Genomic DNA, 14,451 nt, shown 5'->3' with positions numbered 1-14,451 from the left:
TGGGATGTGCGCCGGACGCACATCTATACGCGCAGCCGGAGCCCTCGACAAGAAGGATGCACCTCACCCACCGCGCGCGAACGCGGTGGGTGAGGGCGATCATCAGCTATGCTCGGTCTTCACCAGCGGATCGGCACCGGCCACCAGCGAGTTGACGATCTGCGCGGAGGTGGAGCCGTACTGAGTCAGATCCACGCCTTCGAGCTTGATGGTCACGTCGGCGCCGTTGGCAACATTGCCAGTGGTGCTGACCTGCAGGGTGTTGGTGGTGGTGTCGACCTTCAGGTAGTCGAGCAGGTTGTTGGCGTTGGCCGCATCGGGCAGCAGGTCGCTGAGGTCGATGCGGTCACCGTCGCTGGCCTTGAAGTCCGTGATCACGTCGTTGCCGAGATCGCCAGCCTTCCAGACGAAGGTATCGGCACCGGCACCACCAGTCAGGGTGTCGTTGCCCACACCACCGATCAGCAGATCGTTGCCGTCACCACCATTGAGCAGGTCATGGCCGGCGTTGCCGTAAAGCACGTCGTGGCCGTTGCCGCCATTGAGGATGTCGGAGTACTTGCTGCCATTGATCAGGTCGTTGGCCTCGGAGCCGGTGGTGGTCTGAATGGTGTGTACCGCCCAGCCGGTATCGGTCTGCACCAGTTCCTGACCGCTGCTCAGAGTCGTGGCCTGGAACAGCTTGTAGTCACCCGCACCGAGGGTCTGGTAGGTCGAGTCACTGCTGCCGCTGAGCTTCAACTCGACCTTCAGGCTGGCGTGGCCGCCCTGATCCCAGTACAGCAACTCGAGCGCTTGCAGGCCACCCGTCAGATTGACGCCCTTGAAGGTATCGGTAGTGGTGGACTGAACCTTGTCGACGTTGGCTACATCCTGGCCACCGATTAGCAGGCGATAACCGTCGTCCGCCGTGATGCGGATGTCATAGGTACCGGCAGCGACCGAGACGAAACCGTGGGCACGGATGATGGCATCCGTGGTATCGCCCAGCCAGGCACCGCCCGCCCTGAGGTTCGAAACATTGCTGACGCTGGCTGCCGTGAGGAAGTCGTACAGGTTGTTTTGGCTGTCGTTGGAGCTGCCGATGGTTCTGCCACTTCTCACGTCACGGTTGTCACCCAGATCATCGCTGAACACCGGGCTGCCGTTCTTCAGGCCATAGTCGATCTGGTTGGCGATGAAGCTGGCATTGAGCGAGCCATTGGCCGCGTTGGTGTTCGAGCCGACCAGGCTGCTGTTGTTGCCGCTGCGGCTCTCGATGTAGTTCTCCACCTGGCTCAGGCTGGTGAGGTTCGGGTTGTTGCTGTCTTCCTGATACCCCCAGTACTCGCCGGTCAGGCCGCTGCCGAGGGCGGTTACGCCCGCGGTTTCGCTCGCGGTGATGGTGTTGGTGGTGTAGCTGCTGTGCTCCACGCCGCCATCGATGATATTCAGGGTCAGGTGCTGGCTGGAAGAGCTGGCCGAGCTGCCGTTGGGTTCCACCGATACGGCCTTGATATCCAGGCCGATCTCACCGCGTACGCTGCTGTCTATCTGCAGTTTGGCGGTGGCTAGTTGGGCTGCGGTCAGGGAGATCACGCCATTAACCGCCGACAGGGTGGTGCCACCGACCACCACGCTGGCGCCGCTGGGCAGGTTGGAAAGGTCGTAGCGCAGGCTCTCGGAACCGTCGGTGTCGGTCAGCACGCCACTGATGTAGTTGCTCAGGGCGATACTGGTCTTGCCGCTGACGCCGCCATCGCCGGCCACCACGCCCTGGGACGAGGAGAGGCTGATGTTGTCGATCAGCGCGCCGCGGCCAGCATCGTTGGTCGAAGTGCCCGCTAGCTTGATGGTCAGGGCCTCGGTACTGCCGGTGCCGACGAAGCTGAAATGGATGTTCTCCCAGTTCAGGCTGGTCTGGCTGCTGGTGGAACCGTATTCACCGACCAGGGTATTGCCCAGGTAGACCGCGATCTTGGTGTAGCTGGTGTCGAAGCCCAGGCGGCCTGCGTAGTCCATCGACAGCTCGTAGACCTTGCCGACTTCGGTGGCGACGTTGCGGGTGATGCCCAGGGTCTGAGCCATCGTGCCAGCGGAGTCGTTCAGCTCCAGAGCATCGTTGTTGCCGCTGCCCTGCATCTTGATGGTGATCTCGGTGCCGGCCTGGTTCTCCATCCGGTCGTTGTGGCCCCAGACCTCGAAGACATTGCTGCCGCCGGTGAGCTTGTCACCGGTGGTGACCAGCGTCCAGTTCTCGAAGGTCGAACCGCTGATCAACTCGGAGGTGTAGTTGCTGTCAGGCGCGCTTTCCCAGGTAGTGGTGAACAGCGTGCTGGTGGCAGCGGACTTCACGGTCAGAGTCGGTACATCGGCTACCGGCGCGATGTCGATGTTCATGGTGCTGCTGGCGGTGCTCAGGCTGCCGTCGCTACCGCTGTACTTGAACGTGGCGTAGGTAGCCTGGTTCAAGCCGACGCCGTTGCCGCCGAAGCTGTCGTGACCAGACTCGTTGCTGTCCGGGACAAAGCGCAGGCCGCCGGCATCGATCACCGACTTGCTGACCGTGGCGTTGGCGCTGACATCGACCCAGCTGTTGCCGGACTTGATCTGCAGCTTGCCTTCGCCGGGCAGGCTTTCGATCTTGATCGACAGGCTGCTGTTGGCGTCGACGTCACTGACCTTGAAGTCGCTCCAGGCGAACGTGTAGTTGCTGTCTTCGGCACCGGTAACGCTGGCGCCGGAGACCACCACAGGGGCCTCGTTGACGTTGGTCACGGCAATCGAATAGGTCTCCGCGCGGGTGCTGCCATCGGAACTGGTGGCCAGTACGGTGATGCTGTGGCTGGTGGCGGTTTCGAAGTCCAGCTTGCTGCCGTCGGCGACGGTGACCACCCCGGTGGTGGCATTGATGGCGAAGCGGCCACCAGCGTCGTTGGTCAGCGCGTAGCTGACCGTGGTGCCGGCGTCACCGTCGACCCCGCGTGCAGTGATGCCCACGGCGGTGCCGTTGGCGGCGTTCTCCGCGACGCTGTTAGTGGTCGCATCGACATCGCTGAGGGTCACGCCGAACTCGTTGAGGTTACCGAGCTGGACGGTGAACACCTGGGTATTGCTGCTGCCGTCGGAGCTGGTGGCCTTGACGGTGATGTTGTGGCTGGTAGCAGTCTCGTAGTCGAGCTTGCTGCCGTCGGCGACGGTGACCACACCGGTGGTGGCATTGATGGCGAAGCGGCCACCGGCGTTGTCCAGCAGCTCGTACTGGGTCACGGTGGCGCCTACGTCGCCGTCAACACCCTTGGCGGTGATGCCTACCAGCGTACCGTTGGCGGCGTTCTCGTTGACCCGGTTGGCGGCTGCATCGCTGTCAGTGATGACCACACCGTTGTCGTTGACGTTGCTCAGGTTGATGGTGAACACCTGGGTATTGCTGCTGCCATCGGAGCTGGTGGCCTTGACGGTGATGTCGTGGCTGGTGGCGCTCTCGTAGTCAAGTTTGCTGCCGTCGGCGACGGTGACCACGCCGGTGCTGGCGTCGATGGCGAAGCGGCCGCCAGCGTTGTCCAGCAGTTCGTATTGGGTCACGGTGGCGCCCACGTCGCCGTCCACGCCCTTGGCGGTGACGCCGACGACGGTGCCGGTGCTGGCGTTCTCCACGACGCGGTTGGCCGCTGCGTCGCTGTCGCTGATCACCACACCGTTGTCGTTGATGTTGGTGACATTGACGGTCACGGTCGCACTGACCGGCGTCTTGCCGTCGGTGGCACTGACCTGCAGCTGGTGCTGGGTGGCAGTCTCGTAATCCAGGGACTTGCCGTTGGCCAGGGTGATGACCCCCGTGCTCGAGTTGATCGCGAACAGGCCGGCGTCGTTGCCACCGGTGATGCTGTACAGCAGCGGCTCGCCGTCACGATCCTGATCGGTACCGGTGAAACGGTCGCTGAGGTTGGCGATGGTGCTGCCGGAGGCCAGGTTCTCAGCGAAGCTGACGCTGCTGTCGACCAGTCCGGGCGCATCGTCCACGGCCGTAACCTGCAGGGTCATGGTGTTCGGCGTGGTGGAGAAGGCACCGCTCTGATCCTGCACCGAGAAGCTGAAGCTGCTGCTGCCGTTGGCGTTGGCCGTCGGGGTGTAGACCAGCGAGGCGATCTGCGCTGCGGTGATGATCATGCCGATGGTCACCGCCTCGTTGCCCAGGCTCAGGCTGCCGCTGGCCGGCAGGCTGTTGATGCGGATGGCCTTGAGGCTGTCGCCGGCATCGATGTCGTTGAAGGCGAAGTCGGCGCTGGAGAAGCCGCGCGGGGTGTCTTCGTCGGTCGTGACGGTATTGTCGGCGCTGGTCGGCGCGTCGTTGACCGGGTTGACGGTGATGTTGACCTGGGTGTCGGTCACGCCACCTTTACCATCGCGGATGGTAACCACGAAGCTGTCGCTGCCGTTGTAGTCGCCGTTGGGCTTGTAGGTGTACTGGCCAGTGGACTGATCGAGTACCAGGCTGCCGTGTGCCGTACCGGTCTTGATCGCATAGGTCAGGCTGTCACCTTCCGCGTCGGTGGCAACGATGCGGCTGGTCAGCGTGCCATCCTCATCGACCGAGGCCTGACTGTTCGGCGCCTCGGGCGCATCGTTAAGGGCATTGACGGTAACGTTGACCACGCTGGTGGTGGTGCCACCCTTGCCGTCGTCGATGGTGACGGTGAACGAGTCGCTGCCGTTGAAGTCCTTGGCCGGCTGATAGGTATAGGTACCGTTGGGGCCCATGACCACGCTGCCGTGCTGCGGACCGTTGCCGTTGGCGATGCTGTAGCTGAGGGTATCGCCGTCGACATCACGAGCGTTCACGCGGCCATCGACCGGCGTGTCCTCATTGGTGCTGATGTTGGACGGGCCGCTGACCGGGGCATCATTGATCGGGTTGACCTTGATGTTCACCACGGAGTCGGCATAGCCGAGCTTCGGATCGTAGACGCGAATGGTGAAGGTGTCGGTGCCGTTGAAGTCCTTGTTCGGCGTGTAGGTGTACTCGCCGTTGGTGGTGTTGAGCAGCAGGGAGCCGTGGTCGACGCCGGCCTGGATGACGTAGGTCAGCGTGTCGCCGTCCACGTCACTGGCAACGATCTTGCCGCTGACGCTCTGATCTTCGTCGGTTTCCTTGCTCTGATCAGCGGTGACCGGGGCATCGTTGATCGGCTTGACGGTGATGTTGACCACGCTGGTGGTGGTGCCGCCCTTGCCGTCGTCGATGGTGACGGTGAACGAGTCGCTACCGTTGAAGTCCTTGGCCGGCTCATAGGTATAGGTGCCGTCGGCTTTGAGCGTGACGCTGCCATGCTGCGGGCCGTCGCCATTGGCGATGCTGTAGGTGAGGGGATCGCTGTCGACATCACGTGCGGTCACACGGCCATCGATTGGCGTGTCCTCATTGGTGCTGATGCTGGACGGACCGCTGACCGGGGCATCATTGACCGGGTTGATCGTCACGTTCACCACGGCGTCAGTGTAGGCGCCTTTCCCGTCGTAAACGCGGATGGTGAAGGAGTCGCTACCGTTGTAGTCCTTGTTCGGCGTGTAGGTGTACTCGCCGTTGGTGGTGTTGAGCAGCAGGGAGCCGTGGTCGACACCGGACGCGATGGTGTAGGTCAGCGTGTCGCCTTCCACATCGCGGGCGACGATCTGGCCGCTGACGCTGTGGTCTTCGTCGGTTTCCTTGGTCTGGTCAGCGGTGATCGGCGCATCGTTGATCGGAAGCACGTCGATGCTGATCAGGCTGGTGGTGACGCCGCCCTTGCCGTCGCTGATGGTGATGGTAAAGGAGTCGGAACCGTTGTAGTCCTTGTTCGGGCGGTAGGTATAGGAACCGTCTGTGTAAAGAGTGAGGGTGCCGTTCTGCGGGCCGTTGCCGCTGGCGATGCGGTAGCTGAGGGTGTCGTTGTCGATATCCTGAGCATCCACCTTGCCGTTGATCGGGGTGTCTTCGTTGGTCGTCAGGCTGGCCGGGTTGGCGGTCGGCGCGTCGTTGACCGGGTCAACGGTGATCCGTACCACGGCATCGACCACGCCGCCGTTGCCATCCTTGACGGTGACTATGAAGGAATCCGGGCCGTTGTAGTTGGCGTTGGGCTTGTAGGTGTACTGGCCGGTGGCGCTGTCGAGCACCAGGGTGCCGTTGCTCACACCCGATTTCAGGGTGTAGGTGAGCGTGTCGCCGTCCGCATCGGTGGCGTTCAACTGGCTGACCAGGGTGCCGTCTTCGTCCACGTTGATGAAGACGTTGTTCAGCACCGGCGCGTCGTTGACCGGGTTCACCGCGAGGTTGATGGCGCCATTCACGCTGGCGGTGCCGTCGTTGACGCTGTAGGTGAAGCTGCCCACGGCATCGCCGGCCTTGTAGTCGGCCGGAGCGTTGTACTTGAGGCCCTGCAACTGCTCACTGGTGAGCGTCTGGTTGTTGCTGATCGGGGTGCCGTCGGCGAGGGTCACCTGGCCAACCACTGGCAGGCCGGTGACGGTGATGGTGAGCGCGTCGTTGTCCACGTCGGTGGGCGCCTGGATACCCAGCGCGGTGCCGGTGCTCTTCTCGTTGACGGTCAGCGCATGGCTATCGACCAGCGGCAGGTCATTGACCGCTGTGACACCCACCTTGACGGTGGCGGTATCGGTTCCGCCGTTGCCATCGCTGACGGTGTAGGTGAAGGAACCGGTGCCGTTGAAGTTGGCTGCCGGGGTGAACACCACCTTGCCGCCAACCAGTTCCACGGTGCCGTTGACCGCATTCTGCACGCTGACGATGGTCAGGCTGTCGCCGTCCGCGTCGGTATCGTTGCCGAGCAGGGTAGCCGGCTCGATGGTCAGCGCAGTGTCTTCGTTGGTGATCAGCGCATCGAGGCTGTGGCTCAGGCTGGTGCCGCCGAGCACGGTGTAGCTGCCGCCCTCAGGGCGCATTTCCACCTTGAGCTGGGCCTGGCCGGCCTGATCCCAGTAGACGATCTGAATCTGGTGTGCGCCGCTGGTCGGCACGTTGAAGGTGGCGAACTCGCGGGTGGTCGGGCCCTGGTTGCCGTTGTACTCGGCAACCACCTTGCCATCGATGACGATGCTGAAACCATCATCGGCGGTGACGCGCAACTGGTAGTTGCCGGCGTTCAGGTTCACTGCACCGCTGAGTTCGAGGATGGCGTCGGAGCTGTTGGCCGGGTCGGTGTTCAGGGACGTGGCGTCGCTGCCGAGGAATTTCTGCAGGTTGCCATCACCGCCCAGGTCGCTGCTGACACCGTTGCCGTAGTCCAGCGAGGTGGCGGTGAAGGTGGCATCGGCAGCGTGTTTGCCGATGAAGTCCTTGACCATCGCCAGATTGCTCAGGTTCGGGCCGTCGGCGCCTTCGCGGTAGGCGTAGTAGTTGCCTTTGAGACCGGTGAGCACGGGGACGTCATCACGAGCGTCGGGGGCGTCGTTCACCGGGGTGACGCCGAGCGCGACGCTGCCGCTCAGGGTCGCGGTGCCATCGTTGACGCTGTAGGTGAAGTTGCCGACGGCATCGCCGGCCTGGTAGTCGGCCGGGGCGTTGTATTTCAGGCCCTGCAGTTGGTCGCTGGTCAGTGTCTGGCCATTGCTGACCAGGCTGCCGTCGGCAAGGGTGATCTGACCGACCACCGGCAGACCAGTGACGGTGATGGTCAGCGCATCGCCGTCGACGTCGGTCGGTGCCTGCAGACCCAGCGGCGTGCCGACGCTTTCTTCGGCGACGGTAAGGGAGGTGCTGTCCACCACCGGCAGATCGTTCACCGGGGTGACGCCCAGGGTGACGCTACCGGTCACGCTGGTGGTGCCATCGTTGACGCTGTAGGTGAAGCTACCGACCGCATCGCCGGCGTTGTAGTCGGCCGGAGCGTTGTATTTCAGGCCCTGCAGCTGTTCGCTGCTGAGCGTCTGGCCGTCGCTGACCGGGCTGCCATCGGCGAGGGTGATCTGACCGACCTGCGGCAGGCCGGTGACCTTGATGGTCAGGGTATCGCCATCGACATCGCTGGGCGCCTTGAGGCCCAGCGGCGTGCCGACGCTTTCCTCGGCAACGGTCAGGGAGGTGCTGTCGACCACCGGCAGGTCGTTCACCGGCGTGACGTTGATGGCGACACTGCCGACCACCGAGGTGGTGCCGTCGTTGACGCTGTAGGTGAAGTTGCCGACGGTGTCGCCGGCCTTGTAGTCAGCCGGTGCGTCGTATTTCAGACCCTGCAGTTGGGCAAGGGTGAGGCTCTGGCCATTGCTGACCGGGCTGCCGTCGGCCAGGGTGACGCGACCCACCAGTGGCAGGCCAGTGACGTTAATGGTCAGGCTGTCGCTGCTGTCGACATCGGTCGGAGCGGCGATGTTCAGCGGCGTGCCGGTGCTTTCCTCGGCCGAGGTGATCCGGGTGTCGGTAACCACCGGCGCATCGTTGCGACCTTCGATGGTCAGCGAGGCCGTGGTGCTGACGAGGCCGCCATGACCGTCGCTGATGTCGTAGCTGTAGTTGAGGACGACTTTCTCGCCGACTGCCAGGTAGTCGTACTGCGATGGATCGACCTTGAGGCTGTTGCTGGCCGCGTCGAAGGTGACACCGGAGGTGTCGCCGCTGCCCACCAGCTTGAGGTTGCTGACGCTGAGCTGGTCATTGGCATCCTCGTCGCTGGCCTTCTGCAGCAGGTCGATGCTGTAGGCCGAGGCGTCTTCGTTGGTCAGCGAGGTGATGGCACCGCTGACGATCGGCGCATCGTTGCTGCCGGTCAGGGTGATGGTCACATCACGGCTGGTGCTGGCGTTGCTGCTGTCGGTGACGGTGACGCGATAGACCAGGGTCAGCGTCTCGCCCGCTCCCAGGTAATCCAGTGCGCCAGCGGCCACGCTGTAGTTCCAGTGCACCGAGCCTTCGCCGTCGCCCTGCGCGGCATCGCTGATGGCGGCACTGAGATTGCCCAGCGCGTCGACATTCTGGCCGTTGCCGTCCTTCGCGCTGATCAGTTGAGTGCCCACGGTATGGGTGTTGCTCAGATCCGCGTCGCTGAAGCCGATATCGCCGCTGGCGGTCAGGCTGCCGGCATTCTCACCCGGTACGCCATCGCCACGTTCGGTGACGCTGCCGCTCTGCACGCTGCTTTCCATTACGGGCGCATCGTTGCGGCCCTCGATGGTGAGGGTGACGGTGGTGGGGGTGACGCCACCATTGCCGTCGATCACGTCATAGCTGTAGGTGAGCTTCAGCTCCTGGCCGGCGGCCAGGTAGTTGTAGGCGTTGGGGTTCACCTGCAGGCTATTGCCCGAGACGGTAACGCCGGAAGTGTCGCCGCTGCCGACCAGTTGGACGTTGGTCACGGAGAGTACGTCGCTGGTGTCGACATCACTGGCATTGGCCAGCAGGTCGACCTGCAGCGCGCTGGCGTCTTCGTTGGTGGTCTGGGTGATGGCGGTGCTGACCACCGGGGCATCGTTGACGCCGTCGATGGTGACGGTGGCGCTGGTGGTCACCAGGCCGCCCTTGCCGTCGCTGACCTGATAGTCGTAGGTCAGCACGACGCGCTCGCCGGCAGCCAGGTAGTTGTACTTGGACGGGTCGACCACCAGGGTGTTGCCCTGCAGGCTGACGCCCGAGGCGTCGTTGCCGCTGCGCTCGCTCAGGTTGACGACGCTGAGGCTGTCCTTGGCGTCGGCGTCGCTGGCGTTGGCCAGCAGGTTGATGACCTGGCCGGCGGCGTCTTCGTCGGTGCTGACGCTGATGGCGCCGGTGACCACCGGCGCGTCATTGACGCCGGTGATGGTCAGGGTCAGGGTGCTGGCGCTGGAAAGCTTGCCATCGGTGACGGTGAAGGGCACCTGAATGACCAGCTCTTCGCCCTGGCCAAGCGACTGGTAGGCGGCGTTGCTGGGGTCGAATGTCCAGCTGCCGTTGGCATTGAGGCTGAAGCCGGCCGGGGCCGGATTGTTCAGGCTGAAGCTCAGGGTGTCGCCATCGACATCGTTGGCGGCGAGCTGACCACCGATGGCCGGGGCGTCTTCGACGGTCTCGGCGGTAGTGGCCGCAGCTACCGGGGCGTCATTCACCGGGGTGATGGTCAGGCGGATGCTGTCGGTATCGCTCAGCGTGCCGTCGCTGGTGCTGATGGTCAGGCTGTCCTGGCCGTTGTAGTTCTCGCTCGGGACGTATTTCAGCCCTTGCAGGGCTGCCGTGATGGCGGCTTGCGTGCCGGACAGGGTGATGCTGCCGGTGCCGTTGCCACTGAAGGTTACGCCGCCTTTCAGCGGGCCGAGGGTCAGTACGCCGTGTTCGACGGAGACAGTGGTGGTCAGGCGGTCGCCATCGATGTCGCTGACGCTGATGCTGTTGCCGTTGAGCAGGCTGAAGGTCTTGCTGCCATCTTCGGCCAGAGTCTGGGCGCCCGGGGTGGTGTTGACCGGGGCGTCGTTGACCGGGGTGACATCGAACTTGAGGGTGGCAGTGCTGTTGAGGCTGCCATCGCTCAGGGTGTAGGTGACGGACGGCACCGCGCCGTTGTAGTTCTTCGCCGGCTCGAAGGTGAAATCACCATTGGCCTTGATGGTCAGCTTGCCAACGCCCAGGTCAAGGGTTTCGCCAGCGCGCACGCTGACCAGCGGGAAGTTGGTGAGGCTGAAGCGGGTCACGCTCAGGGTGTCGCCATCGACATCGCGGTCATTGCTCAGCACGTTGCCGGTGGCGGTGGTGTCTTCGTCCAGGGTGACGTTGTCATTGACGCCGACCGGACGATCGTTGACCGCCGCGATGGTGATGGTGGCTGTGGCCGGCGCTGCCGAGGTGGCGCCATCGTTGTCCACGGCGCTGTATTCGAAGGTGGTGGTGCCGTTCCAGTCCTTGTTCGGTACGAAATACACCGGGCCGTTGACGCTATCACCAGAATTCAGGGCGGTACCGCCGTTGGCGCTGGCGTACAGGGTGCCGTTGGCCGGCAGGGTGCCGATGGTGAAGCTGCTGACGCTGCCGTCGACATCGCTGCCGGACAGGTTGACCTGAATGCGTGCGGCCTGGTCTTCGTTGCCCGAGGCGCTGACGGCATTGGCCACCGGCGCGTCATTGGTGCCGGTGAGGGTAATGGTCAGGGTGCTGTCGGCGCTGGCGCCGTGCTCATCGGTGACGCTGACCGGTACTTCGAGTACCAGTTGCTCACCGGCCTTGAGGTAGTCGTACGCGGAATGGTTGGCGTCGAACGTCCAGCTGCCGTCGCTGCCCAGACTCAGGCCGGCGATGTTGGCGGTGGTGCTGAAGCTCAGCACGGCGCCATCGTCGACGTCGTTGGCGGCGATCTGACCCTTGATCTCACCCGCGCCCTCGACGGCTTCGGCCTGGGCAGCGGTAATGGTCGGCTGGTCGTTAACCCCGGTGACGGTCAGGGTCAGAGTGCTGTTGCTGGTGAGCTTGCCGTCGCTGGCGGTGAAGTTGATGGTCAGCGTGGTGGACTGACCTTCGGCCAGGTGCTGATAGGCCGCGTTGCTCGGGTCGAGCGTCCAGGTACCGTTTTCGTTCAGGGTGAAACCGGCGGGCAGGGCACCTTGGGCGGTGAAGGTCAGGCTGTCGCCATCGACGTCGCTGGCTGCCAGTTGACCACCGATCTCGGGTGCGTCTTCGCTGGTCGCTGCGGAGGTTGGCGTGGCCACCGGTGCATCGTTCACCGGGGTGATGGTCAGGCTGACGCTATCGCTGTCGCTCAGCTTGCCGTCGCTGCTGTTGATGGTCAGCGTGTCCTGGCCGTTGTAGTCCTTGCCCGGTACGTATTTCAGGCCTTGCAGGGCCAGGTTGATGGCCGCCTGGGTGCCGACCAGGGTAATGCTGCCGGTGCCGTTGCCACTGAAAGTCACGCCGCCTTTCAGCGGGCCGAGGGTCAGTACGCCATGCTCGACGGAGAGGGTGGTAGTCAGGCGGTCGCCGTCCACATCACTGACAGCGATGCTGTTGCCATTGAGCAGGCTGAAGGTCTTGCTGCCGTCTTCGGCCAGGGTCTGGGCGCCGGGCGTGGTGTTGACCGGGGCGTCGTTGACCGGAGTGATATCGAAACGCAGGGTGGCCGTGCTGGTGAGGCTACCGTCGCTCAGGGTGTAGGTGACGGACGGTACCGCACCGTTGTAGTTGCTCGCCGGGACGAAGGTGAAGTCGCCATTGGCCTGGATGGTCAGTTTGCCGACCCCAAGATCCAGGGTTTCACCAGCCTTGACGCTGACGAACGGCAGATTGGTGAGGCTGAACTTGGTGACGCTCAGGCTGGTGTTGTCGACATCGGTATCGTTGCTCAGCACGTTGCCGGTGGCGGTGGTGTCTTCGTCCATGGCAATGCGGTCGGCCACGCCAACGGGGCGATCATTGCTGCCATTGATGGTGACGGTGACGCTGGTCTGGGTGCCGTCGGCAGACTCGACGTTGAAGGTTTCGCTGTAAGACTGGCCGACGTTCAGCTCGTTATAGGCCGAGCTGGCGACGAAGCTCCAGTTGCCGGTCGCGTCGATGCTGAAGCTGCCGTACTGACCGGAAACGTTGTTCTGCGCGACGAAGGTCGCGGGGCTGTCGACGTCACTGATGCTCAGCGTGCCGTTGGCGGTCAGCGGGGCGTTGGTTTCGGTCAGTTGAACGCTGGCGCTGCTCAGGACGGCAGCATCGTTGCTGCCGTTGATGGTGACGGTGACGCTGCTCTCGGTGCCGTCGGCGCTGGCGACCTTGAAGGACTCGCTGTAGGACTGGCCGACGTTCAGCTCATTGAAGGCGGAATTGGCCACGTACGTCCAGTTGCCGTTCGCATCGATGCTGAAGCTGCCGTAGGTGCCGGCGACGTCGCTCTGCGCGACGAAGGTCGCGGGGCTATCGACATCGCTGATGCTCAGGGTGCCACCGGTGCTCAGCGGCTCATCGGTTTCGGTCAGTTGAACGTCGGCGCTGCCGAGAATGGCGGCATCGTTCACCCCGGTGACGGTGATGGTCAGGGTGTTGCCACTGGCGGCGCCAAATTCGTCTACGACCACGTAGGGGATGGTCAGCGTAAGCGTCTGGCCCTCGGCCAGCGACTGATAGGCTTCGTGGCTGGCGTCGAACGTCCAGCTACCGTCGTCCTTCAGGTTGAAGCCGGCCGGTGCCGGGCTGTCCAGACCATAGCTCAGGGTGGCGCCTGCATCGGCATCGCTGCCTGGCAGCGTGCCCTTGATGCTGTCGTCCTCGCTGACTTCGGCGACGCTGGCCTCGGCGATGGGGGTGTCGTTGCTACCGGTGAAATTGATGCTGATGACGCGGGTGTCGCTGGCGCCCGAAGGGTCGCGCACCGTCACCGTGAAGTTCTCGCTGGCGTTCTCGCCTTCGGCCAGGGCGTTGACCTTGGCAGCGTCGATGACATAGGTGTAGCTGCCATCGGCGTTGACGGTCAGCTCGCCGTAGGCACCCTTGGCGCTGCCACTCCAGGTCAGTTGGGTGTCGTCGACGTCGCTGGCGGTCAGTTGGCCCTTGATATCGGCGAAAGTATCGGCGGCTTCGCTGTCGGTGACCGTGCTCTCGTAGGTACCGCTGGCTACCGGCGCATCGTTGACCGGGATGATGCCGAGGTTGACGTTCAGTGGCGTGGACGCACCACGGCCGTCGCTGGCGGTTACCTGGAAGCTGTCGTTGCCGTTGTAGTCCTGCGCCGGGGTATAGGTCCAGGTGCCATTGGCATTGATCACCAGGGTGCCGTTGGTCGGCGCGCGGGTGATGGTCAGAGTGATCAGGTCACCGTTCACGTCACGGACGTTGAAGACGCCGCTGATCGGCGTGTCTTCGTTGGTCTGCAGGTTCAGCGGGCCCTGGGCGCCGCCGTTGCCATCGAGAAACTGCGGGGCCTGGTTCTGCAGAGGTTCCTGCGTCGTACCGAGTGCCGGGCCGAAATTACCCAGGCCGCTGGTTTCGAAACCGATGGAGGCTTGCAGTACCTCGGCAGTGGCGTCGAGCACCACGAAACTATGGCCACCGCTGGCGGCGTTGCTACCACCGGCAGCAGCCGGGCCCGCCGCGGTTGCTTCGAAGGCTTGCGTCGGGTCGAGGCCGGCCTCGATCGCCTGTTGCAGTTGCGCGACGTCATCGCCCGGGCTTTCGACCTGCTGAGCCGTCTCGGCGTTCTGCGCAGCGGCGCGGCTGTCGCCTTCGCTCCATTGGCTCTCACGCCCCAGGTCGAGCATACGGCCGTCGGCCAGTTCGAGGGTGACTGCGCCGTTGGCGCTGGTCAGCACCTGATCACCGCTGAAGAGTCGATCACCCTCTACCAGAACGCGTCGTGCGCCCTCTGCGGAAATGGCGAATACCTGGCCAACAATGCTTTTGACGGTCGCAATGACGCTGCTCATCGTGTGACTCTCCTGGAGGCGGTTCTCAGCGGGCTCACGGGCGTTGCGACGGCCTGGTGAGCGAGGCTGACACTTAACTGGCTGTTACGGTGTAAAGGTTATGAAACAGGTTTG

The 14,451-nt window shown here is 63.7% G+C and carries 1 protein-coding gene; it reads right to left on the bottom strand.

Features of this window, described 5'->3' with window-relative positions; genetic code table 11:
* Window positions 1–102 precede the first annotated feature (102 nt).
* Entirely contained in the window at window positions 103–14,337 is a 14,235-nt protein-coding gene (locus VC352_RS05175) for a retention module-containing protein (protein WP_322978515.1), read from the bottom strand.
* Window positions 14,338–14,451 lie beyond the last annotated feature (114 nt).

Source organism: Pseudomonas sp. C11, from assembly GCF_034683865.1.
Taxonomy (GTDB): domain Bacteria; phylum Pseudomonadota; class Gammaproteobacteria; order Pseudomonadales; family Pseudomonadaceae; genus Aquipseudomonas.
The sequence above is the reverse complement of the archived record's forward strand: the minus strand, read 5'-3'. Positions and strand labels throughout refer to the sequence as shown.

Coding starts and splice junctions, on each gene's coding strand:
- VC352_RS05175 (WP_322978515.1), bottom strand. CDS start 14,337: ATGAGCAGCGTCATTGCGACCGTCAAAAGCATTGTTGGCCAGGTATTC.